This window comes from Pseudorhodoplanes sp., from assembly GCA_032027085.1.
Lineage (GTDB): Bacteria > Pseudomonadota > Alphaproteobacteria > Rhizobiales > Xanthobacteraceae > Pseudorhodoplanes.
Window position 1 is genome coordinate 4,260,019 of the sequence record JAVSMS010000001.1, and the last position, 20,975, is coordinate 4,280,993.

Consider the following 20,975-nt stretch of genomic DNA (forward strand, 5'->3'; position numbering starts at 1 on the left):
TCAGGCCCCCTCACGCCGCCTTCTTCTTCACGAATTGATCGACCAATGCTTTGAAACCCGCGTCCATCTCATAGACCGCCGTGAACTCCGCGAACGCCCACCGGCCGAACTTCCCGAGATTGTTCACGCCCGGCACCCAATAGGCGCGCATGGTGTTCGCCTTCTCCTTCGCGTTCTCGTCGCGATAGCCCTTCACCTCGACAATCAGATTGAGCGGCTCTTCCTCGCCGTCATCGATCCGGACGATAAAGTCAGGGATGTAGCGGCGCGGCGTCGCGCCCGTCAGATACGGCACTTCCAGGCCGAGGTTCTGGTTCTTCACATAGGCGCGCACACGCGGATGCGATTCCACGACACGGCAGAATTCGGCTTCCCAGTCGCTGTCGCAGATGACCCAGTTGATGTGGCATTTGCGCGGATCGGTCTGCCAACGCGTCTCCTTCGACGTCGTGAAGTTGACGTAGCGCGTCGAGCCGGTCGGGTTGTACGGATCGAGGATGGCCTTGACGGGATTGTCGCCGGCGAGCGTCACAGTGATGGCGGCCTTGATTCGCTCGCAGGCCATATCGGCGATCTCCTGATAAAGGAGCTGCGCCGGATAGGTGCCGCCGGTGCACTTGAGGTAGCCGCCCTCCAGCCACTGGCGGGCGATCGCCTTGAGCTGACCGAAGAGGTGCAGCTTCGGCGCCTCGCCGGGATCGCGGTACTTCTGATAGAGAAGGTGCTTGGCCAGGTGGAAGAGGATGGTCGAGCGGCGCATGTCGTTGAGGTGCTCGACCGTCAGATCCACGCCCTCGCCGATGATGCCCTGGTTCTTGGTGATGGACGGCCCGACAAGGGCGGGCGTCAGCTCCAGAACCGAATCCTTGTCGAAGCGGGCGGTCAGCTGCTCGTTCGGCAGCTCGACGCGATACCCCTCGACGCGCGGGAACCGGATTTCCAGCGCATCCCTCTCCGGGCTGACGGCATGGACGCGGATCGTTTCGCGCGGCTTGGCCGGCGGGGCGACGACGGGTTTCGCGGCGAAGTCGAACGGGATGCCGAGAATGTCGGCATATTCCACATTGAAGAGACCCTCTTCATTCAGGTCGTATGACTGGCGGCGCAGGCCGCGGCCGACGACCTGCTCGCAGAGAAGCTGCGTGCCGAAGGCGCGGATGCCGAGAATGTGCGTGACCGTGTTGGTATCCCACCCCTCGGTGAGCATCGACACCGAGACCACGCAGCGCACCTGCTCGCCCAGGCGGTCTTTCTTGCCGACGGTGTTCATCACCTCCCGCAGAAGATCCTGGTCGGTGATGTTGTCGGCGGCGCGGACGTCGCCGGTGCGCTCGACGATCTCCCGCCGGAAGCGGTCGATTTCGTCGGCAGCCATTTCCCGAAAGTCCTTATCTAACGCTTCGCCGGATTCGAGCTGTTCGCTGTCGATCAGCAGCGTGCGCGGCCGCGGCAGACGGTTGCCGTGCTCATCGAAATTCCGGAACAGCGGAAGCCGGCCATTCTCCAGCGTGCTGGTGCCGTCATCATTCTCGCGCTGGAAGCCGGATATATAGTCATAGACGAGTTTCGAAGTCGCGGTGTTGTTGCAGACCACGATGAAGACCGGCGGCACGGCAATGCCGGCCTGCTCCCAAAGGTCGAAGGTCTTTTGATAATGACCATACAGGGCGTCGAGCGCGGTTTGCAGCTCGACGGGAAGGCTCAGCGGATCGAGCTTGGCGCCGGCGCCGCGCCCCTTCTTCGGTAGCTTCTTGCCGATGTGCTCCCACAGATTTCTGAACTTCGGCGTATCGCCGCCCGGCACATTGTCGGCGACGGGCACGCGTGGCAGCTTCACGATCCCGCACTCGATCGCATCCATCAGCGAGAAATCGCTGACCGTCCACGGGAAAAGCGTGCCTTCGGCATAGCCGGAGCCGCGCAGGAAGAAGGGCGTTGCGGACAGATCATAGACCGCGCGCACACCAAGTTTGCGCTTGACCGCCTCGATCCCAGAAATCCAGAGCCTCGCCGCCTCATTGTTCTTCTTCGCTTCGTCCTTTTCTTCGCCCTTGAGATCTTCAACGTCCTCAGCCTGCGCCCGCTCGCGATAGCAGTGATGCGCTTCGTCATTCAGGACGACGACGTTCTTGAGCCCCATCAGCTCGGGCATGACCCGCTGGATCATCTGCCCTTCGGTCTCGAGCGTCTGGAGCGTTTCGCCGCGCCAGCCTTCAATGGCGGCGCGCGTTCCTTTCGACACCTCCATACGCTCGCGCAGCTTGAAGGCGTGATAGTTGGTGATGACGATCTTGGCGCGGTCGATATCGGCGATCATGTCACTCGGAACAAGCTCGCGGCTCTTGTAGTAGCTGTCGGGATCGTTGGGCATCAACACCCGCAGGCGGTCGCGGATCGTGATGCCGGGGGCGATGATCAGAAAGCCGCGCGAGAAATGTTTGCTGCCCGGATGGCGCACGGCATTGACGGTCTGCCAGGCGATCAGCATCGCCATGACCGTTGTCTTGCCGGCGCCGGTCGCGAGCTTCAGGGCAAGGCGAAGCAGTTCGGGGTTCGCCTGGGCGTTCGCTCCTTCGATATGCGCCCAGAACTTCTCGGTACGTTTGCCGAGCTTCGGCGCGACCTCCGTCAGCCAGATCGCCGTTTCGACGGCCTCGACCTGACAGAAGAAGGGGCGCTGGCTCTGGAAGGGATGATGGCGCCAGTGCTGAAGTAGCCGCGCCGTCTCAGGTGTCACCTGCCAATCGTTCGGATTGGGCAGGTTGCGCCAGCTATCCACGTAGGAGCGGATTTCATTGATAATCGGGGTGGGGTTGTACTCCTGCTCCTCGGTCGACAGGCCCTTGCCTTCGTCGAAGACCATTTCCTTTTGGCCGCGCTTCTGCCGCCGCTTCTTGGGCTGCGGCACCGGCGTGATGAGCTCCGAGCGCCGTCTTGTCTCGAGGATTCTGTTCGTGGGCTGCCCGTCGACCAATTCCCAATGGTGGGCGGGATAGCCGTATGGCGAATTCAGAATCGGATGTTCAAAGAAGTGCTGCGTCACCGCTGATCCCCCCGATCGGCAGGCAGCTTTCGGCCTGCCTCGCGCGCCGCCTCGTTCTCGGAGACGTATCGCCGCATGAACTCCCGTATCACCTGAGCCGCCGGCCTATCCTGGGCACGACAGATCTCAAGGAAATCGTCACGCAGCCCGCGCTCAACCCTTATGCGAAGTCCGGCGTCCTTACCTGCCATTGTGGTAGTGTAGCCAATGGATACACATTTGCATAGCGGCGACTACGGGAAGCGGGGCTACAGTCACTCCAGGTTCCCCGGAGACCCGGAAGCTGCTCCAGATGCGGCACGTCCAGGAATCGCAGCCAGTAATTCAATCGAACAGTCTTCGTATATCCGCCATCGGCCGAAACAGCTTCATTGGCTGATCCGGAAATGGCAAGAAGCTCTCGCGTTCGTAGAAGCGCCGCGCGTTCTCATACTTCGCATCCACGATCACCGCGAATGAGGCGATCTCGCTCCGGGCCGCCCGATGCAGGGCATCGGCCAAGAGAAACCGTCCATAACCTTTTCCCTGATGATGCCGATCCACTGCGAGTCGCCCCACAAGCGTCGCCGGGACCAGCGGATATCTCGACAGCTTCCGCACCGTTTGCGCCGGCAGCTCGCCGAGCTGCACAGACGTTGCGGAGAGCGTGTAGTATCCCGCGATCGTCGCATCCGACAGCACCAGGACGAAAGGCGCGGCCATGTTCTTCCGCGCGCCCTGCCCAGCCTGCGTCCGAAAGTATCTGTCGAGCGGCTCTACCCCGCTCTCGAACTCCGATCGGTCATGGCTCGAAGACAGCGGCTCGACGCGGAGCTTTGCTTCGATCCTGCGAGGCACGCGTCAGACGCCGGCACGTTCGCGATAACGGCGGACCGTCTCACGAAGGCGATCATTGACCGGCTTCGGGTTCAGCAGCGCATCAACGAACGCCTCGCTGTCACGCAGTGAGAGAGCGAGTTGGCTGTGTTCCTCGATCGCGCGTCGGGCCGCGTCCTGCACGCTCGTCAGCACGAAATCGGTCACGGTGCGCCCCTGCAGCGCCGCGGCGCGCTCGATGAGTTTCTTCTGCTCGACCGTCACGCGGGTCTCGAGACGTTCACCGCGAACCCGGCCGCGAGTCGGCTTCCGTATTGCTTCGGCCATCCAAGTACCTCCATCTCCCCTTAATGTACGGCCAATGGCCGGGCAATTCAAGAGACCTTCGCGCTCGGGGTCACGAGGATTCCTGTGTCCTTCTGGTCCTGCTTCACGGCTTCAGCATCCATCACCTAACGGGACACCCACGGCCGATCGCTGCCTTCGGCAACTGGGATGGACCGAGCTTGGCCCAGGGCTGAGAAAGCTCCCGGCCGAAGTGCAACCGTGGCGGGTTTGAATTCCATGACTGGATCGTAGCCAGGCTACGATATCCCGCATCAAACTAAATGAGGGAAAGCCTTCCCCTGCGGCCAAGCCAAGGTCTCGGCCGACCCCTTCTAGCGGGGAGCCCCCCGCAACGCCCCCTATAGAGAGTGAGAGTGCGGACCGGGTTTGCCGTGACGGGTTGAGGGCTGGAGGAGAGGCCTCCGGCGCCCGTCGCGGAGAACCGCGATGTCCAGACACCAACGCAATACTCGCTCCGGCGCCGACCGGGCGAGCCTCTACGACGACATCACCAACAAGATCATCGCCGAGCTGGAGGAAGGCCGCGTGCCCTGGGTTCAGCCGTGGGGGACGGCGGCGGCGAAGGCGCCGCTCGCCATGCCGGCGAACGCCGCCACCGGCCGCACCTACTCAGGGATCAACGTGCTGATCCTCTGGGGCGCGGTCATCGAGCACGGCTTTCCGGTCCAGAGCTGGCTGACCTTCCGCCAGGCGCTGTCGCTCGGCGGCCATGTCCGCAAGGGCGAGCGCGGCACCACCGTCGTCTACGCCGATCGCTTCATCCCCGACGATGAGAAGAAGCGCGCGCAGGAGACCGGCGAGGAAGCGCAGGCCATTCCGTTCTTGAAGCGCTTCACCGTGTTCAACGTCGCGCAGTGCGAGGACCTGCCCGATGATCTTGCCGTCGCGCCGCCTGCGCCTGAGCCCGGCCTGATCGAGCCGCGCGTCGAGGCGCTGATCACGGCGACGGGCATCGACTTCCGCATCGGCGGCGATCGCGCCTTCTATGTGCCCGCGCAGGACTACGTCCAGGTGCCGCCGCCGCAGGCGTATTTCGAGACCATCAACTGGCACCGCACGGCTCTGCATGAGCTCGGCCACGCGACAGGCCATGCGTCCCGCCTCGGCCGCGATCTCTCCGGCTCCTTCGGCTCGAAGAAGTACGCCTTCGAGGAACTGGTCGCCGAGATGAACGCCGCCTTCTGCTGCGCCTCCCTCGGCATCACTCCCACGGTGCGCCATGCCGACTACATCGGCTCCTGGCTGGAGGTGCTGCGCGAGGACAACCGCGCCATCGTCCGCGCCGCATCTCAGGCCAGCAAGGCCGCCGACTGGCTGCTCGCCTTCCTCCCCGAAGCCGAGACGGCCAATGAATCCGGGAACGACAGGAGGGCGGCATGATCCTCCTGACCGACGACCTGCGCGAGCGCCTGCTCGCCAATGGGCTTGAACGCGGCGCTGACCATGTGCCTGTCGTCAAGTTCTTCAATCCGCTTGGCGAAGGCATCTGGCTCGTGACCGAGCTGGACGCGGATGGCGATACGCTCTTCGGCCTCGCCGACCTCGGCTATCCGGATTTGGGCAGCTTCTCGCTCGAGGAACTGACCTCGATCGTCCTGCCGTTCGGCATGGGGATTGAGCGCGACATCCTCTTCACCGGCGACTTTCCGATCTCGGTCTGGGCGGAGGCCGCCCGCCAGGCCGGAAGCATCCGCGCGGCCGAGCGCATCCTCTACCGAGCGGCTTCGCCTCAGCGTGATGATGCGTGATGCCCATCCTGAAACCCGCGGAACCGGAGATGAGCTTTTGCGCATCTCCGGTTCTACGTCCCGGATCGCCGGAAGGCGCCGTCCTCAGAGTGAGAGGGCGGCGCTTCGCTTCGTGACGGGTTGGAAGCCGGGAGAGAGGCTCTCGGCGCCCGTCGCGGAGTATCCCGACATGGCAAAGGCTGCCAGGAAGATCGTCTTCTCGCGCTCGCGCGACATCCCTTTCAACAAGCTCGTGCTCTCGGAGTCCAATGTCCGGCGAACCCGGCCGGAGGCCGAGCTCGACGAGCTGGTCCACGACATCGACCGGCGCGAGGACCTCGTGCAGGGCCTCAACGTCCGCGCCATCCTCGACGCGGACGGCAATGAGACCGGCATGTTCGAGGTGCCAGCCGGCGGGCGCCGCTATCGCGCTATCGAGCGCCTGGTCAAGGCCAAGCGCTTCCCGAAGGACGGACTCGTCCCCTGCATTGTGCGCAAGTCCGACACCAGAATCCTCGCCGAGGACGACTCCCTCGCCGAGAACCTGCTGCGCGCCGGACTTCATCCGCTCGACCAGTTCCGGGCGTTCCAGGACATGCTCGACAAGGGCATGACCGAGGAGGAAATCGCCGCGGCCTATCTCACGACGGTGCAGGTCGTGAAGCAGCGCCTCCGTCTCAACGCGGTCTCGCCCGTGCTGCGCGATGCCTATGCCGAGGAGCGCATGACGCTCGACATGCTGATGGCCTTCACCGTCAACCCGGACCACCAGCGCCAGGAGCAGGTGTGGGAGGCCGTGCAGCATTCCTACAATCGGCAGCCCTGGCATATCCGCCAGTTGCTGATCGAGACCACGATCCCCGCCTCCGACAAGCGTGCGCGCTTTGTCGGCATCGACGCCTATGTCGCCGCCGGCGGCGCGGTGCTGCGCGACCTGTTCGAGGACGATAACGGCGGCTGGCTCGCCGACCCGGCGCTGCTTCACCGCCTGGTCAGCGAGAAGCTCAAGGCCGTGGCCGACGAGATCGCCAACGAAGGCTGGAAGTGGATCAAGGTCGATCTGGATCTGCCCTATGGCTACGACCACGGCCTGCGCAAGATCGGCGGCGCCTTCGTCGATCTCACCGAGAAAGAGCGGGCCGAACGCGAGGCGCTGCGCGCCGAGTACGACCGGCTCGAAGCGGAGTATGACGGCGCCGACGAGCTGCCGGACGAGATCGACCAGCGCCTGGGCGAGATCGAGGAGGCGCTCGAAGCCTTCGAGAAGCGTCCCGTCGTCTACGATCCCGCCGACATCGCGCGCGCCGGCGTCTTCGTCAGCGTCGATCGCGACGGCGACGTCGTGGTCGATCGCGGCTATATGCGACCGGAGGACGAGGCGCCCGTCGCCGTCGACGGGGGTGACGCCGAGGTCGATCGAAAGGACGGGGGGACTGGTGCTTCTGCAACGCCGTCCGTTCAGCGCGCTGTTATCACCATCGGCGGACAAAAGCCAGAGGGCGACGATGATGAGGACGATGATGCCGTCAAGCCGCTGCCCGAGCGGCTGGCGATCGAGCTCACGGCCCACCGCACCCTGGCGCTGCGCGACGCCGTCGCCAGCCACCCGCACGTCGCTCTGACGGCGCTCCTGCACAAGCTCGTGCTCGATGCCTTCAAGCGCAACGCGCACGGCTGCGCCGTCGAGGCCTCGGTCCGGGAGGTCCACTTCCCCGTCCAGGCCCCCGACCTGAAGGACAGCGCCTCCGCCAAGACCATCCAGGCGCGCGTGGAAGCCTGGAAGGCGGACATGCCGCTCGATGACGACGATCGGCTGTGGGACTGGATTGCCGTGCTCGACGATGCGAGCCGCCTCGCGCTGCTCGCGCACTGCGTCAGCTACGGGATCAACGCTCTCTACGAGCGTCCGAATCCCCATAGCGGCTATGGCGTCACGCAGCACGGTCTCGACCGGCGCATGCGCGATGCCGATCGGCTGGCGCGCGCCACCGGTCTCGACATGGTGGAGGCCGGATGGCGGCCGACGGTGGCGAACTATCTTGGCCGTGTGACGAAGAGCCGGATCGTCGAAGCCGTTCGCGAAGCCCTCGGCGAGGAGAAGGCGCAGCTCATCGACCACCTCAAGAAGCCGGAGATGGCGAGGGAGGCCGAGCGCCTGCTCGCCGACACCGGCTGGCTGCCGGAGCCGCTGCGGTCCGCCGATCCCGACACGGCAAACAACGCCGAGGCGAGCGGGGGCGACGGTGATGAGGCGCTGCCGGCTTTCCTCGCGGACGACGAGGAGGAGCAGCCGGGCGACGGCGAAGTCGACGACCCGGCGATGATCGCCGCCGAATGACGGAACCCACGGCGGGGCGGCTCCGGCCGCTCCCGCCACCCCTCGATCAGGAGCAATCCGATGACCAAGCTCAGCTCGGCCACGCCTCGCCGCGTCGTATTCCAGTATCTCGTGCCCGTCCATGTCGAGGTCGAGGACGGCCTCGTGTGCAGCGTGACGGTCATCGACGAAACGCCCGTCGAGAACCCGACAGTCGTGGAAGGCGATGCCGACTATCTCGAGGAGGCGGTGAAGGCCGCTGATGACGGCCAGCCCTGGCCGTCATGGCAGTTCGGCTACTAGCCCGACCTTCTCTCCATCCAACCCCAACAGCCCGGCCATCGCGCCGGGCTTTCGCGTTTTCAGGAGCCTGTCATGCCCGCTTACACCGTCGAAACGACCTACCGCGTGCCGGTCTACCGGCACCGCACCTATCACGCCGCGACGCCGGCAGAAGCGTGCCGCCAAGCCATCGAGGACGACGACTGGTCCGACGAGAAGCTCGACTACGAGGCCGCCGGCGAAACCTACGTCACCGGCATCTGGCTCGGGGCCGACGCCTATTCGGGTGAGACCGTCCCGGTCCCGTCGCACTTCGATGAGACCGTCCAGCGCAAGGCCGCGCATTTCGAGGTGTTATTCGGCCTCCTCAAGATCGTCGTTGCGGACCAGGTCACCCAGCGAGGGACGGACGCCTATTGGCTCGCACGGGCGAACGCCGCGGTCGCGAAGGCCGAGGCGATCATCGAGGGCGCCCGCGATCCCGACGAACCCGTCACGGCTCCACGCCCACGTCACGTCCTCGCGCAGCTCCAGGAAGACCGCGTTCGCGACCAGACCGCCGCGATCGTCGAGACGGATCCCGAGTTCGCGAGTCTCAGCCTGCACGCTGTGTCGGACGGTGACATTCACGCCGCCTGCGTGTCCGTCGCCGTCAGCATCGATCTCTCGGAGGAAATCGGCGCCGCCGAGTTCCGCGCAGCGCTCGCCACCCTGCGAGCCGTCAAGAATTCGAAGGGAGGCTGAGATGTACGGCACCTATCTCCGCCTCGGCGTCACGGTCTGGGCCAGCGACCGCACGGTGATCCGCGCGGCACGGCGCAAGCTCACACGATCGGCGCGGCGTGATACGGCGAAGCGGGAGGCCCGCAAGCGCTTCTACCGCGAGATGCTGGAGCATCACGCCAATGCGCAGCGGCTCGTCGCCGAATTCCGGCTCTGACGCCGACAACCGCCAACCCTTCTTTCTTCAATCTGCCCGGCGATCGCGCCGGGCTTCGTCGTTTCAGGAGCCTGACATGGCCGACTTCTTCACGCACTTCTCCTGCCTTCTCGATGTCCGCACGCCGGAGAACGCCGCGCGTGCGCTCGATCTCTACAATCGCATGATGGAGGAGAACACCGCCGAGGACCCGCCATCCGAGGCGTTTCTTCTTTCCATCCAGCCCGAGCATGGCGGAACGCAGCTCTGGATTCGCGATGACACGACCGGCGATCCTCAGGCTGTCATCGAATTCGTGCTCCGCTGCGCCGAGGAATTCGGCCTCACCGGACGGTGGGGCTTCCAATGGGCGACCACCTGCTCGCGTCCGCGCGTGAACGCCTTCGGCGGTGGCGCGCATGTGCTCGATCTCGGCCGCCGCAAGACCGTCGCCTGGATCGCGACCAATGGCTGGCTCGACCGCACCTTGTCGAGCGAGCGCGGAAAGCGAGGTGCGCGATGAGCATCCCCGACCACGCGCGGGCGAATTTTGCGACGCTGCTGCGAGCGGCGGCGGACGGCAACCTCGCACTCATGGAATGCACCGACGCCGTCACCGGCGAGCCGCGCTACGTCATCTGCGCCGTGGGGCGCGACGGCACGGATTTCGTGTTCACGCCGTTCGGCCATCTCGCTGACGGCAACCCCTTCGACGCCTACGTGCCGCCATCGGCAACCCTGCCGGACGAGCCGACCCCCTGATCCTCGCGTGCGTGGCGGCGCGCGGTGAAGGCTGCGTGACGAGAGGGAGAGCCTGGCCGGGACGGGTTTGAGCCGGTGCGGTCCAGAGAGAGCGCCGGCCGGCTCGCCCGTCTCCGCTCTCCCAGAGGTTCCCCGACATGACCCCGTCCACCGCTCTCGCGGCCGCGCCCGCGGTCGCGGCGTCGCCGCTTGCGTCTCCCTCCGATATCGCTCGCTGCATCGGCGCAGCCGCGCACCATCTCCTTCCGCATCTCGAACACGGCCGTCAGGTCGACGCGGCAACCCTTCGCGCTGCGATGGAGCAGGCCTTCGGCGCCTCCGACGCGTCCGGCGCCTGGGACTGGAAAACGGCCTACGACGCCTGCGAGGCGGCGACCGTCCTGTTTCTCCGCAAATACGGAAAGGCGCTTTTGCGCAAGGCCGGTTCTCCGGCCCTGGCCCTCCCCATGCTGGAGAAGATCGTCGGCCTCCTGCCGACGCATACGCGCCGCTCGGCCGAGAGCGAGGCCCTCCAGCAGTTCTCGACGCCGATCCCGCTCGGCCTCGCGGTCGCGACGGCCGCGGCGGTCACGCCAGCCGACCGCGTGCTCGAGCCTTCGGCCGGCACCGGCCTGCTCGCCATCCTCGCCGAGATCGCGGGCGGATCGCTCGTCATCAACGAGCTGGCGGGGACCCGCGCCGGCCTCCTCTCCCTCCTCTTTCCGGACATCGCCGTGAGCCGGCATGACGCCGCGCAGATTCACGACCACCTCGACGCCGCCATCGTGCCGAGCGTCGTCATCATGAACCCGCCGTTCTCGGTAATGGTGAATGTGCAAGGCCGCATGGCGGACGCAGCGCTCCGCCATATCGCCTCGGCGCTGGCGCGGCTCGCCGATGGCGGCCGCCTGGTCGCGATCACCGGCGCCAATTTTGCGCCCGACGCACCGGCCTGGCGCGACGCCTATGTCCGGCTGCAGGAGCGCGGCCGTGTCGTCTTCTCCGCGGCCATCGACGGCCGCGTCTATTCCAGGCATGGCACGACTTTTCCGACGCGGCTCACCGTCATCGACAAGCAGCCGGCCGACGATCCGACGAGGCTGCCGGATGCGCCCGGCATCGCGCCGGACGTCGCCACACTGATTGCCTGGATCGCGGAGCACGTTCCCGCGCGACTGCCGCTCGATGCCTCCGTCGGTCTGCCGGCTGTCACGACGCCCCGCACCGTTCGCCGCTACCTCCCACGCGCCGCACAAGCTGCAACGCGGCTGAGCCTCGCCGAGCCTGAAGGTGTCGAACTCACCTACGAGACCGTCGATTGGACGCCACCGCAAGGCACGCGCCTCTCCGATTCCATCTACGAGGACTACGCGCTCTAGAGCATCCGGATTCCCGGCGCTCAGGACCATCCGACCCAGCTCGTCCAGTCGGCAGCCATGGCCTCGGTCGCGCCGCCCAAACCGAGCTACCGGCCGCGCCTGCCGGCGAACATCCTGAACCTGCTCTCCGGCACCCAGCTCGAAACCGTGATCTATGCCGGCGAGGCGCATTCCGGCTATCTCTCCGGCGCCTGGACCGTCGACGAGACCTTCGACGTCGTCACCGCCGCCGCCGAGGACGCCGAGGGCGCGGTCCGCTTCCGGCGCGGCTTCATGATTGGCGACGGCACCGGGGTCGGCAAAGGGCGCGAGGCCGCCGGCATCATCCTCGACAACTGGCTGCGGGGCCGCCGCAAGGCGGTGTGGATCTCGAAAAGCGACAAGCTGATCGAGGATGCGCAGCGGGACTGGTCCGCGCTCGGCATGGAGCGCCTCCTCATCACGCCGCTTTCCCGCTTCCCGCAGGGCAAGCCAATCACGCTGCGGGAAGGCATCCTATTTCTAACCTATGCCACGCTGCGCTCCGACGACCGCGGCGAAAGGCTTTCCCGCGTCAAGCAGATCGTCGAATGGTTGGGCCCGGATTTCGACGGCGTGATCATTTTTGACGAAGCCCATGCCATGCAGAACGCGGTCGGCGCCAGGAGCGAACGCGGCGATCAGGAGCCCTCACAGCAGGGCCGCGCGGGCCTGCGGCTCCAGCACGCGCTGCCGGACGCACGCGTCGTCTACGTCTCCGCCACCGGCGCGACCACCGTGCACAATCTCGCTTATGCGCAGCGGCTCGGCCTCTGGGGGAGCGATGACTTCCCGTTCTCGACGCGCGCGGAGTTCGTGGAGGCGATCGAAGCCGGCGGTGTCGCCGCCATGGAGGTGCTCGCCCGCGACCTGCGCGCGCTCGGGCTCTACACGTCCCGCTCGCTTTCCTTCGACGGCGTCGAATACGAGCTGGTCGAGCACGCGCTGACGCCCGAGCAGATGCGCATCTATGACGCCTACGCCGACGCCTTCGCGATCATTCATAACAACCTCGATGCGGCCATGCGGGCGGCCAACATCACCGGCGGCAGCGAGGGCGGATCGGGCACGCTGAACCGGCAGGCCAAGGCCGCCGCGCGCTCGGCCTTCGAGAGCGCCAAGCAGCGCTTCTTCGGGCACCTGCTCACCAGCATGAAGACCCCGACCCTGATCCGCGCGATCGAGCGCGATCTCGAGCAAGGCCATGCCGCCGTCATCCAGATCGTCTCGACGGGCGAGGCCCTGATGGAGCGCCGCCTCGCCGAGCTGCCGACCGAGGAATGGAACGACGTCCGCGTCGACATCACCCCGCGGGAATACGTCCTCGACTACCTCGCTCATTCCTTCCCGGTCCAGCTCTACGAGCCCTACACCGACAGCGAGGGCAAGCTGTCGTCGCGTCCGGTCTATCGCGACGGACAGCCGGTCGAGAGCCGCGAAGCGGTTGCACGTCGTGACGCTCTGATCGCCAGGCTCGCGAGCCTGCCGCCCGTTCCCGGCGCGCTTGACCAGATCGTCCAGCACTTCGGCGCCGACAGGGTGGCCGAAGTGACGGGGCGCTCCCGCCGCATCGTCCGCAAGCCGGGCAGTGCCGGCCGAGGCGATCGTCTCGTCGTCGAGACGCGCGCGGCGTCCGCCAACCTCGCCGAGGCGCAGGCCTTCATGGATGACCACAAGCGCATCCTGGTCTTCTCCGACGCCGGCGGCACCGGGCGCAGCTACCACGCCGAACTTTCCGCGAGGAATACGCGCCTGCGCGTGCACTACCTGCTCGAGCCCGGCTGGAAGGCGGACACCGCCATCCAGGGCCTCGGCCGCACGCACCGGACCAACCAGAAGCAGCCGCCGCTGTTCAGGCCGGTCGCGACGAACGTCAAGGCCGAGAAGCGGTTCCTCAGCACCATCGCGCGCCGGCTCGATACGCTCGGCGCGATCACGCGCGGCCAGCGCGAGACCGCCGGCCAGGGCCTGTTCCGGCCGGAGGACAATCTGGAGTCCCACTATGCGCGCGACGCCTTGCGCCAGCTCTATCATCTGCTCGCCCGCGGCAGGATCGAGGGCTGCTCGCTCGAACGGTTCGAGGCGGCCACCGGCCTGACGCTCACCGATACGAGCGGGCTCAAGGACCAGTTGCCGGGCATCAGCACGTTCCTCAACCGTATGCTCGCGCTGACCATCGATCTCCAGGGCGTGCTCTTCACCGCGTTCGAGCAGCTCCTCAACGCCCGCATCGAGGGCGCCATCGCCGCGGGCACCTACGATGTCGGTCTGGAGACGCTGCGCGCCGAGAGCTTCGTCGTCACCGGCCGGCAGACGATCTATACCCATCCCGGCACGGGCGCCGAGACGCGGCTCCTCACCATCACGCAGCGCCAGCGCAACCGGCCCGTCACGCTCGACGAAGCCTTGAGCCGGCTGCGCGAACGCGGCGCGCGGCTTCTTGTCAACGCGCGGTCCGGCCGTGCGGCCGTGCAGGTCCATGCCCCATCCGTCATGATCGACGACGGCGAAGTCGAGTACCGCGTCCGCCTGATCCGGCCGATGGAAGCACCGAACGTGCCCGTCCGCACGATGGCGGAGAGCCACTGGCAGGATGCCGACGAGGCGAGCTTCGCGGCCGCCTGGACGGCCGAACTGGCCGAGGTGCCCGCGTTCACCGACTCCACCCTGCACATGGTCTCGGGCCTGCTGCTGCCGATCTGGAAGCGGCTCCCGAACGAGTCGACGCGCGTCTATCGCCTGCAGACCGACGACGGCGAGCGCATCATCGGCCGCAAGGTCTCCCCGGCCTGGGCGGCCACCGCGACCGGCCTGCCTTCGCTGACGCCGGACGACGCCTTCGCCGCCTTGATCGAAGGCAAGACCGTCATCGACCTCGCCGAGGGTCTTCAGCTTCGCCGTGTCCGCCTGATGGGCGGCCATCGCATCGAGCTGGCGGGCTTCACCGACACCATGCGCGAGCGGCTCACGGCCTACGGGCTCTTTCACGAGATCATCTCGTGGAAGCTGCGCATGTTCGTGCCCACCGACGCCAGCGGCCCCGCGATCCTCGCGAGGGTGCTGGACCGCTATCCGATCCAGCGCGTCGGCGAACGGGAGGCGGTGTGATGTCCCGACTCGACGCTTCCGAACTGGCACGCCGGCTCGCGCGCAATGCCGAAGCGGTGTGCCGCCACTATCTGTCCAACGGTCATCGCGAAGGCCGCTACTGGATGGTGGGCGACGTGCGCAACACGCCCGGCCGCTCGATGTTCGTGCGCCTCATCGGCCCGGGGAGCGGCAAGGGCGCGGCCGGCAAGTGGACCGACGCCGCCACCGGCGAGCACGGCGACCTGCTCGACGTCATCCGCGAGACCTGCGGCCTCGTGGATTTCGCGGACGTCGCGAGGGAGGCGCGCGCCTTCCTCAGCCTGCCGCAACCCGAACCGCAAGCGCACGAACATCGTCGCGCCATCCAGCCAGCCCCAACGGGTTCGCCGGAAGCCGCGCGGCGGCTGTTCGCCATGTCGCGGCCGATCCACGGCACGCTCGCCGAGACATATCTCCGCCGGCGCGGCATTACGTCTTTACACGGAACCGGATCGCTGCGCTTCCACCCGCGCTGCTACTACCGGCCGGACGAGCATTCCGCCACGGAGACCTGGCCCGCCATGATCGCCGCCGTCACCGATCTCGATGGCCGCCTCACCGGGGCGCACCGCACCTGGCTCGATCCCGACGGCTTCGACCCCGTCCGCCTCGGCAAGGCGCCGATCGACACGCCGCGCCGCGCGATGGGCGATCTTCTCGGACACGCCGTCCGCTTCGGCGTGGCGGGCGACATCATGGCCGCCGGCGAAGGCATCGAGACCATGCTTTCTCTCAGGGTGGCGCTCCCCGGCATGCCGATGGTCGCCGCCCTCTCGGCCGCCCATCTCTCGGCCATCCTCTTCGCCGACACACTGCGCCGGCTCTACATCGCGCGCGACGACGATCCGGCCGGCGATGGAGCGATGGCGACGCTGATCGAGCGCGCGTCCGGCGACGGCATCGAGGCGATCGTGCTGTCGCCCAGGCTCGCCGATTTCAACGAGGATCTCCGCATGCTCGGCCCCGCCGCGCTGCAAGCCGCCCTTCGGGCGCAGATCGCGGCCCGGGATGCCGCCCGCTTCATGGCCGAGGCCGCGTAGCTCTGATGAACGTGGACGTGCGGCCGGAACGGATGATGGGGCTCGCCGTCACGCCGGCGGCGATGCTCCTCGGGCCGGGACAGAGCCGCGCCCGCGGCCTTCCTGAGAGGCGAACGGGACGGCAAGCGGCCCGGCCCGGCAATGGCTGCGGCCGGCTATTTTCCGCCGGCGCTGACGCGCCTTTGCATCGCCAAGCAAAATAGCCGGCCTTCGCCATCCTCCGCTGGCGCTTCGGCCCTCCGCTTCGCTCCGGGTGCAGAGCCGGCCCGCCCGCCGTCTTCCGTCGCCATGAAGGCCGCGAGGGTCGCGGCCAATCCAGCGACGGAGCATCCCATGACCAGCGACGACGACTTCGAGCCCCACCACAGCTCCTCCCCGACCGATCACGTCCTGACCGAGCTTCAGCTCTACGGCTTCCGCCCCTTCCAGGACGAACCCGACCCGCGCCCGCTTCCCGAGGGCAATGCCGTTGCCGGGGCCATCGCCGACATCTTCGACGCTCTTGTTGCCACGCTCGGCGACACCCGCCTCGAGCCCGATCTCGAGGACCTGCTCTGGTCGACCGTCAACATCTTCCACCGCGCCGCCGACCGCATCGCGCGCGAGCTCGACGACAACGAGCAGGCGCAGCGCCGGAGCCAGCAGGAGCAGGACGGCACCGAGATCAAGTCCGTCGAGCTGGAGCGGCTCATCGCCGAGGGACAGACGCTCATCGAGCGCCGCGACGCCTTCGAGCTGATGCGCGACCAGGCCTGCGAGCATTTCGAGCGCCACACCGGCTCGGCCTGGCGGCCGCGCAGCGGCTCGCTTGTCAACCACCGCGCCATGACCGCAGCGATGATCGACAGCCGCGACTTCCTCGCCGCGAAGAAGCGCGCCGAGACCGAGGTCATGCTGCCGCCCGGCCCGAAGGTCGCGCTGAGCGGCGGGCTCGACTTCAACGATCATCGCCTGATCTGGGCCAAGCTCGACCAGGTGCACGCCAAGCACCCGGACATGGTGCTCATGCACGGCGGCTCGCCGAAGGGCGCCGAGCGCATCGCGGCGCGCTGGGCCGATCACTGCAACGTGCCGCAGATCGCCTTCAAACCGGACTGGACGAAGCACGCCAAGGCCGCACCCTTCAAGCGCAACGACGCCATGCTGGAGGTGCTGCCGATCGGCGTAATGATCTTCCCCGGCACCGGCATCCAGGAGAACCTCGCCGACAAGGCCCGCAAGCTCGGCATTCCGGTCTGGCGGTTCGGCGGCGCGTGAGCGCCGCCAGTCAAGTAACTTGCACCGTCGACTCTCTGCCAAATGGCATCGGGCAGAGTTATGAGAGGAAGCATGCAACCGCACTACGAACTTCGGCCTGTCGATGTGAGCGATCTGCCGTTGCTGGCCAAGTGGTCGTCAAGACCTCACGTGGCGCGTTGGTTTGGTGGCGCCGGCCCAGACGCCGACGAATTGAACGACACCCGCATAGCCATGTGGATCGCTATGCTTGGATCCCAGCCCTTTGCTTATATTCATGACTACGATGTCCACGCATGGTCACCTCACCACTTCGATTTCCTGCCTCCCGGCTCACGTGGCATCGACATGTATATCGGCGACCCCGAACTGGTTGGTCTGGGTCATGGCTCGCGACTGCTGCGCCAGCACTCAGATGTTCTCATGAGCCGTGGCGCACCGGCGCTTGGAATAGACCCACATCCCGACAATCATGCCGCCATTCGGGCGAACGAGAAGGCAGGCTTCGTCGTTGTCAGCGGGCCGACCGAGACGCAATGGGGACGCGTCCTCCTTATGACGCGGAACCCAAACAGGCCCCAAATGTGAACTCCTTCAGTCGAACCGGCCAATAGCCGCTAGGACGCCATCCTTTGCGAGATCAACCATAGCGTTCGTTGGCTCAACGTGTGCGGCAGCCAGACCGCGGAGCTTACCGCGCGATCCGGCTCGCACAGACGCCCTATTTTCGGCTACACTACCAATGTGCCGTGGTGGTGGTGGAAGGCGCGACCGTCAGATCCTTGTCTCACGGAGACCACCCCCATGATTGTTCTCAACGTGCTCGCCAGCATCGCCGTCATCGGCGTCATCTGCTGTCTCTTGTTCTATCTCGCGGTTTACGCGCTGCCGCTGTTCGCGGGCGTCACGGCAGGCGCCTGGGCCTATGGTACAGGCGCCGGCTGGCTCGGCGGAATCGCCTTTGGGGCCGTCGCGGGCCTCGCCACCCTCCTTGCCGGCCACCTCCTGCTCGCATTCGTTAGGCCGCTCTGGCTGCGGCTCATGATTGCCGCCGCTTTCGTCGCGCCGGCCGCCATCGCCGGCTATCACGCGACACATGGCATCGTGAAGCACACGATGCCCTCGGAAACCTGGCAGGTCGTCTTCTCGCTGGTCGGAGCCGTCGTCGTCGGCATCACCGCCTTCGCGCGGCTGGCGACGCTGGCCCCGCCCGGTGGGACCGGCCAGGGCGTGGCGCGCGCCTGAGGCCTTTTCAGCGGTCTGGGCGTGACCAGGTCACGCCGCCTGTGCGCTCCTCCTCGCCTGTTGGCAATTCGGGGGTGGAAAAGCGCCGGATCGCGCTGAACCCAAGGTCGCGGACCGCATTGGAACGCGGTTTTGGCCGCGTGACAGATCTCCATGCCCTCGAAGGCATCGGGCTGGTCGAACGCCTGTCCCTGCTTATCGGGAGCATCGATGCGGCCGGTCGCCTCGACGCGGGATGAGCGCCGTGCACCGACGCCGCCGACCCCCTCGGTTGCACGATGGAGTCGCCAGGTTCTCCTTGATCCTCTCTGCCTGATCGAGCGCTCCATGCGGCCTCTTTGATGGGCTGATCTGGCCGCACGCCGGCTTCGCCTCGATCGCCTATGCCGCAATGGCGCCGATCGACTTTCTTCCCCTGGGCTGCGCCCATTCCTCGCGAAACAAGAAAGTCTCCCGGCCGCCATCCTCCGCTGCGCTGCGGCCTGCAAGCAGGTGCGGCGTCGATCGCCTGCGGCCTGCCGATCGCCATCGAGGCCGCAATGGTGCGGGCTCGAAACAGACATCAAGGAGAACCATCATGGCGACCATCGGCACCTTCAAGAAGTCCGGCAACGAGTTCGTCGGCCAGATCGTCACCCTCAGCGTCCAGGCCAAGAACGTCCGCATCGTCCCCGAAGCCAACCGCTCCGGCGAGAACGCCCCCAGCCACCGCGTCTTCGCGGGCCGCGTCGAGATCGGCGCCGCCTGGGCCAAGCGCTCCAACGAGGGCCGCGACTATCTGGGCCTCAAGCTCGACGATCCGAGCTTCACCGCCCCGATCTACGCCAACCTCTTCGACGATGAGGACGGCGACGGCTACAGCCTGATCTGGTCCCGCCCGAACCGCCGCAACGGCGAATGAGGCGCAAGCCCCAGGCCCCGCCCGGACAGCCGGGCGGGGCTAGGCCAGCTCGTTGCAGCCGACACGGCGGGGCGACCGAATCGGTTCGGCGCGATTCGCCCAACTTCCCGTCTTTGGCTGCCAATTTTGCTCGCCTCGTTGGCCAAGAGCGACTATTTTAGTCGTAGTTCTGGCACGCTCGATCGGCCCGGTGGGAGGTGATCATGCATGATCACCGCCCGACAATCGCGGGCCGCTCGCGCGCTGCTGGGATGGACGCAGGAGACGCTCGCCGACAAGGCCCTGGTATCGCTGACGGCGCTGAAGCGCCTGGAGTCGGGCCATCGCGCCGTTTACGAGTCGACGGAAGATCAGGTCCGTCGCACGCTGGAGGCCAACGGCATCGTCTTCCTGTCGTCAGACCAGGGCGAAGGAGTGATGCTTGTCCGCGCGAAGGTCGAGACCCGCAAAAACCGATGATGCCGCGGGGCGCCGCGGGCATCGATCCTTCGTGCCGACGCGTCGCCTTGCGCTCAGCGCCCGTGGGCGTAGCGTCAGCAGCTCGTCGACGCGCGCCAGCGTCGGCCCGCGGGGTTCAATTTGACACACGATCCGTTCATGGACGAACCGCCGCAGAGCGCCGTTCTGACCAGCTACGACCGCGCGCACATGAAGCTCTATCTGCGCCTGCTCGACGCCGAAACGGACGGCGCTGACTGGCGCGAGGCGGTCGAGGTCCTCTTCGGGATCGATCCCGCAAAAGAACCGGAACGCGCCAGCCGCGTGCACCGCAGTCATCTCGCGCGCGCCCGCTGGATGACCGAGCAAGGCTACCGGCAACTCGCCCGTGAGACGGACAAGTGATGCCCATCCGTGATGCCGTCACGGCATCGCGTGTTGCGCAAAACGGGACTTCCCCAACTCCGATGGCCTCGCAATCGTACAGCTCCTTCGCACGCGCCCGGCCTGCGGGTCGGGGGAGGAAGCAGAATGGGGCCCGACACATCGCGCTGGCGCTCGTCCGACACCTACGACTACATGGATCAGCTGGTCGCGCCTGACCTTGCCTGGGAATGCCTGAGGCGCAACGCCGTCTATCAACGGGATTTTGCCGAAAGCACGCGCTCCCCCGACGCGACCGAGCACCTTGCCGCGGCAATCCAGCGGCGCTGGGGGCTGCGCTTTCGCGATCGACCCGGCGCTCGACGCGACCGCAGCGACCGTATTCTGGGCGCCAGACATTGACCCGGGCACAGTTATTCTCACGACCGTTCCTGCCGCATCGACCGTCGAGAGCACCGTCCTTCCCGAACTCGATCCGGATACCGCGCGCGCCAGCCCCGACGGGCTCAGCTTCGTCCATGGCCGCGGGCCGAGGGCCGTGCGGCTCCTGCTCCTGTCCGATGCTTCGCCGGCGGGCCCGCTCGTGGCCCTGGTTTCGCTGGGACCCGACGGGCTTGACCGGATCGAGGCAGTCGCCCGCCTCTGGCGGGCCATCAACGGCCGGCGCGTCCCGGCCGACGCGAGGCTGACGAGCCAGCAACGACGTCGGCTTCGCCGCATGCTGCAGGCCGTCGACGGCCGCCACGAGGGCGCGAGCTATCGCGAGATCGCCGAGGCCATCTTCGGCGCCGCGCGCGTTGCTGATGCTCCCTGGAAGACCTCCGCCCTTCGCGACGCGACCATCGACCTCGTGAAGGACGGCCTCGCGCTGATCGCCGGCGGCTATCGCTCCCTCCTGCGCCGGCGCCGCCGCCCATAGCTCGGGCCGCCGCAGGCGTGCGATTTTAGCACCCGCATCTTCGCCATCCCCCAACGCAGTGCCCCTCCGCCACCGTGGCCGCCGTTCGCCGGA

General features: G+C 66.8%; 21 protein-coding genes and 1 pseudogene. 18 read left to right on the top strand and 4 right to left on the bottom strand.

Annotation, left to right across the window (positions count from 1 at the left end; all coding sequences use genetic code 11):
• Positions 1-10: 10 nt before the first annotated feature.
• From RO009_20845 to RO009_20860, 4 genes are all read right to left on the bottom strand, one after another.
• Positions 11-3,043 (bottom strand): DEAD/DEAH box helicase family protein, encoded by a 3,033-nt coding sequence (locus RO009_20845; GenBank protein MDT3687482.1) that lies wholly within the window; start codon positions 3,041-3,043, stop codon positions 11-13.
• Positions 3,040-3,234 (bottom strand): hypothetical protein, encoded by a 195-nt coding sequence (locus RO009_20850; GenBank protein ID MDT3687483.1) that lies wholly within the window; start codon positions 3,232-3,234, stop codon positions 3,040-3,042. Before RO009_20850 ends, RO009_20845 begins: the two co-directional genes overlap by 4 nt.
• A 133-nt stretch (positions 3,235-3,367) precedes the next feature.
• A complete protein-coding gene (locus RO009_20855; protein ID MDT3687484.1) occupies positions 3,368-3,880 on the bottom strand; it encodes a GNAT family N-acetyltransferase in 513 nt (170 codons plus the stop codon).
• 3 nt (positions 3,881-3,883) lie between these two features.
• Positions 3,884-4,186 (bottom strand): DUF1778 domain-containing protein, encoded by a 303-nt coding sequence (locus tag RO009_20860; GenBank protein MDT3687485.1) that lies wholly within the window; start codon positions 4,184-4,186, stop codon positions 3,884-3,886.
• Positions 4,187-4,633: 447 nt separating this feature from the next.
• Here RO009_20860 and RO009_20865 point away from each other — a divergent pair, with 447 nt between their 5' ends.
• From RO009_20865 to RO009_20950, 18 genes and pseudogenes are all read left to right on the top strand, one after another.
• Positions 4,634-5,587 (top strand): zincin-like metallopeptidase domain-containing protein, encoded by a 954-nt coding sequence (locus RO009_20865; GenBank protein ID MDT3687486.1) that lies wholly within the window; start codon positions 4,634-4,636, stop codon positions 5,585-5,587.
• A complete protein-coding gene (locus RO009_20870) occupies positions 5,584-5,955 on the top strand; it encodes a DUF2958 domain-containing protein (protein ID MDT3687487.1) in 372 nt (123 codons plus the stop codon). The genes RO009_20865 and RO009_20870 overlap by 4 nt, the downstream gene beginning before the upstream one ends.
• 169 nt (positions 5,956-6,124) lie before the next feature.
• On the top strand, positions 6,125-8,272 hold the full coding sequence (locus RO009_20875; GenBank protein MDT3687488.1) for a ParB N-terminal domain-containing protein: 2,148 nt from the start codon (positions 6,125-6,127) through the stop codon (positions 8,270-8,272).
• Between the two features lie 60 nt (positions 8,273-8,332).
• Complete coding sequence (locus RO009_20880; protein MDT3687489.1) at positions 8,333-8,554, top strand: hypothetical protein; 222 nt, start codon at positions 8,333-8,335, stop codon at positions 8,552-8,554.
• A gap of 72 nt (positions 8,555-8,626) precedes the next feature.
• On the top strand, positions 8,627-9,277 hold the full coding sequence (locus tag RO009_20885; GenBank protein ID MDT3687490.1) for a hypothetical protein: 651 nt from the start codon (positions 8,627-8,629) through the stop codon (positions 9,275-9,277).
• 1 nt (position 9,278) lies between these two features.
• On the top strand, positions 9,279-9,473 hold the full coding sequence (locus RO009_20890) for a hypothetical protein (GenBank protein ID MDT3687491.1): 195 nt from the start codon (positions 9,279-9,281) through the stop codon (positions 9,471-9,473).
• Positions 9,474-9,549: 76 nt separating this feature from the next.
• Positions 9,550-9,975: a hypothetical protein gene (locus tag RO009_20895; GenBank protein MDT3687492.1), complete on the top strand. Its 426-nt coding sequence runs from the start codon at positions 9,550-9,552 to the stop codon at positions 9,973-9,975.
• The gene (locus RO009_20900; protein ID MDT3687493.1) at positions 9,972-10,214 is read left to right on the top strand and encodes a DUF6117 family protein; all 243 of its coding nucleotides are present in this window, start codon (positions 9,972-9,974) and stop codon (positions 10,212-10,214) included. The genes RO009_20895 and RO009_20900 overlap by 4 nt, the downstream gene beginning before the upstream one ends.
• A 137-nt stretch (positions 10,215-10,351) precedes the next feature.
• Positions 10,352-14,698, top strand: a pseudogene (locus RO009_20905) (strawberry notch family protein).
• Positions 14,698-15,759: a toprim domain-containing protein gene (locus tag RO009_20910; protein ID MDT3687494.1), complete on the top strand. Its 1,062-nt coding sequence runs from the start codon at positions 14,698-14,700 to the stop codon at positions 15,757-15,759. The pseudogene RO009_20905 and the gene RO009_20910 overlap by 1 nt, the downstream one beginning before the upstream one ends.
• Positions 15,760-16,092: 333 nt before the next feature.
• A complete protein-coding gene (locus tag RO009_20915; protein MDT3687495.1) occupies positions 16,093-17,016 on the top strand; it encodes an SLOG family protein in 924 nt (307 codons plus the stop codon).
• Positions 17,017-17,088: 72 nt separating this feature from the next.
• A complete protein-coding gene (locus RO009_20920) occupies positions 17,089-17,583 on the top strand; it encodes a GNAT family N-acetyltransferase (protein ID MDT3687496.1) in 495 nt (164 codons plus the stop codon).
• Between the two features lie 216 nt (positions 17,584-17,799).
• Positions 17,800-18,240 (top strand): hypothetical protein, encoded by a 441-nt coding sequence (locus RO009_20925; protein MDT3687497.1) that lies wholly within the window; start codon positions 17,800-17,802, stop codon positions 18,238-18,240.
• Between the two features lie 577 nt (positions 18,241-18,817).
• Entirely contained in the window at positions 18,818-19,141 is a 324-nt protein-coding gene (locus RO009_20930; protein ID MDT3687498.1) for a DUF736 domain-containing protein, read from the top strand.
• A 207-nt stretch (positions 19,142-19,348) separates the two neighbouring features.
• Entirely contained in the window at positions 19,349-19,600 is a 252-nt protein-coding gene (locus RO009_20935; GenBank protein MDT3687499.1) for a helix-turn-helix domain-containing protein, read from the top strand.
• Positions 19,601-19,738: 138 nt separating this feature from the next.
• Positions 19,739-19,984, top strand: a complete 246-nt coding sequence (locus RO009_20940) for a DUF2285 domain-containing protein (GenBank protein ID MDT3687500.1) — start codon at positions 19,739-19,741, stop codon at positions 19,982-19,984.
• A 126-nt stretch (positions 19,985-20,110) separates the two neighbouring features.
• Entirely contained in the window at positions 20,111-20,365 is a 255-nt protein-coding gene (locus RO009_20945; protein MDT3687501.1) for a DUF6499 domain-containing protein, read from the top strand.
• A 136-nt stretch (positions 20,366-20,501) separates the two neighbouring features.
• Positions 20,502-20,882: a DUF2285 domain-containing protein gene (locus RO009_20950; GenBank protein MDT3687502.1), complete on the top strand. Its 381-nt coding sequence runs from the start codon at positions 20,502-20,504 to the stop codon at positions 20,880-20,882.
• Positions 20,883-20,975: the final 93 nt, after the last annotated feature.

Excerpts from the sequence above, each read along its gene's own strand:
- RO009_20850 (MDT3687483.1), bottom strand. The coding sequence starts at position 3,234 with ATGGCAGGTAAGGACGCCGGACTTCGCATAAGGGTTGAGCGCGGGCTG.
- RO009_20860 (MDT3687485.1), bottom strand. The coding sequence starts at position 4,186 with ATGGCCGAAGCAATACGGAAGCCGACTCGCGGCCGGGTTCGCGGTGAA.
- RO009_20865 (MDT3687486.1), top strand. The coding sequence starts at position 4,634 with ATGTCCAGACACCAACGCAATACTCGCTCCGGCGCCGACCGGGCGAGC.
- RO009_20870 (MDT3687487.1), top strand. The coding sequence starts at position 5,584 with ATGATCCTCCTGACCGACGACCTGCGCGAGCGCCTGCTCGCCAATGGG.
- RO009_20875 (MDT3687488.1), top strand. The coding sequence starts at position 6,125 with ATGGCAAAGGCTGCCAGGAAGATCGTCTTCTCGCGCTCGCGCGACATC.
- RO009_20880 (MDT3687489.1), top strand. The coding sequence starts at position 8,333 with ATGACCAAGCTCAGCTCGGCCACGCCTCGCCGCGTCGTATTCCAGTAT.
- RO009_20885 (MDT3687490.1), top strand. The coding sequence starts at position 8,627 with ATGCCCGCTTACACCGTCGAAACGACCTACCGCGTGCCGGTCTACCGG.
- RO009_20890 (MDT3687491.1), top strand. The coding sequence starts at position 9,279 with ATGTACGGCACCTATCTCCGCCTCGGCGTCACGGTCTGGGCCAGCGAC.
- RO009_20895 (MDT3687492.1), top strand. The coding sequence starts at position 9,550 with ATGGCCGACTTCTTCACGCACTTCTCCTGCCTTCTCGATGTCCGCACG.
- RO009_20900 (MDT3687493.1), top strand. The coding sequence starts at position 9,972 with ATGAGCATCCCCGACCACGCGCGGGCGAATTTTGCGACGCTGCTGCGA.
- RO009_20910 (MDT3687494.1), top strand. The coding sequence starts at position 14,698 with ATGTCCCGACTCGACGCTTCCGAACTGGCACGCCGGCTCGCGCGCAAT.
- RO009_20915 (MDT3687495.1), top strand. The coding sequence starts at position 16,093 with ATGACCAGCGACGACGACTTCGAGCCCCACCACAGCTCCTCCCCGACC.
- RO009_20920 (MDT3687496.1), top strand. The coding sequence starts at position 17,089 with ATGCAACCGCACTACGAACTTCGGCCTGTCGATGTGAGCGATCTGCCG.
- RO009_20925 (MDT3687497.1), top strand. The coding sequence starts at position 17,800 with ATGATTGTTCTCAACGTGCTCGCCAGCATCGCCGTCATCGGCGTCATC.
- RO009_20930 (MDT3687498.1), top strand. The coding sequence starts at position 18,818 with ATGGCGACCATCGGCACCTTCAAGAAGTCCGGCAACGAGTTCGTCGGC.
- RO009_20935 (MDT3687499.1), top strand. The coding sequence starts at position 19,349 with ATGATCACCGCCCGACAATCGCGGGCCGCTCGCGCGCTGCTGGGATGG.
- RO009_20940 (MDT3687500.1), top strand. The coding sequence starts at position 19,739 with ATGGACGAACCGCCGCAGAGCGCCGTTCTGACCAGCTACGACCGCGCG.
- RO009_20945 (MDT3687501.1), top strand. The coding sequence starts at position 20,111 with ATGGGGCCCGACACATCGCGCTGGCGCTCGTCCGACACCTACGACTAC.